Source organism: Flavobacterium weaverense, assembly GCF_003688495.1.
GTDB classification, from domain to species: Bacteria; Bacteroidota; Bacteroidia; order Flavobacteriales; family Flavobacteriaceae; genus Flavobacterium; species Flavobacterium weaverense.
Window position 1 is genome coordinate 1 of sequence record NZ_REFH01000005.1, and the last position, 1,094, is coordinate 1,094.

Below are 1,094 nucleotides of genomic sequence, written 5' to 3' on the forward strand. Positions count from 1 at the left end.
AACAAGAGAAAATGCATCTATTCTTTGAAGAAAAAAGTACTCCTCCAAAAGAATATAATAACAGACAACTTGTCTCCAAAGGTTTCTTAAATGAGATTACTATTCAAGATTTTCCAATACGAGGAAAACTTGTTTACTTACACATTAAAAGACGACGCTGGACAGATAAACAATCTCAAGAAATCATCCAGCGTGATTGGAATCTAGTAGCACAAGGTACCCGCATGACTCATGAGTTTGCGGATTTTTTAAAAGAAATTAATAGATACTAAAGCAAACGACTGTCATACCATCGGATCATTCTTTGGTGTGAATGGTAAAAAACTACAACGACAATACAAAAAACATCTTAGTAACTTTTATATGTGGGAGCAACGCGAACACGCTAATGAGTGGCTAATTTTTCCCGAAAATATGGGAAGTCATTTGTCCATAGACGAAGTAAACCTATCAATGGGAGAACTTTACACAGTAGTAACCAACAAGGCAGGCAAAGGAAAAAAAGGATCTATTGTAGCTATTATTGCGGGAACCAAATCAGAGGTTGTTATAAACCATTTACAAAAAATAGATTTTAAAAAACGCAATCAAGTTACAGAAATCACCCTGGATATGGCCAATAGTATGAAGTTAATTGCAAAAAAATCCTTTCCAAAAGCAAAACAAGTAACCGATAGATTCCATGTTCAAAAACTAGCATTAGAAGCGGTACAAGAAGTTAGAATCAGATTAAAATGGGATGCTTTAGATCAAGAAAACTCAGCTATAACTGACTCTAAACTTAATAAAACGCCATTTATTTCTAGAGAATTTTCAAATGGAGATACAGCCAAGCAATTGCTAACAAGAAGTAGATTTCTATTGTATAAAAGTCCTAATAAATGGAGTGACAGCCAAAAAGCAAGAGTCACAATCTTATTTGAAGAATATCCGGAAATTAAAACTGTTTATTATTTAAATCAAAAATCGCGAAACATTTACAACAACAATACTGATAAAACTGTTGCTATTACAAAATTAGCGCATTGGTATAATGATGTAGATAAATTAGGGATTAAGAGCTTTAACACCATTATGAATACTGTAAAAATAAA

At 32.6% G+C, this 1,094-nt stretch carries 2 protein-coding genes; both read left to right on the forward strand.

The features are described from left to right. On the forward strand, positions 1 to 272 hold a 272-nt coding region (locus BC961_RS00040), incomplete at its 5' end, for an ISAon1 family transposase N-terminal region protein (protein ID WP_147440519.1). Positions 273 to 309: 37 nt separating this feature from the next. Further along, on the forward strand, positions 310 to 1,094 hold a 785-nt coding region (locus BC961_RS00045), incomplete at its 3' end, for an ISAon1 family transposase (protein ID WP_449404205.1).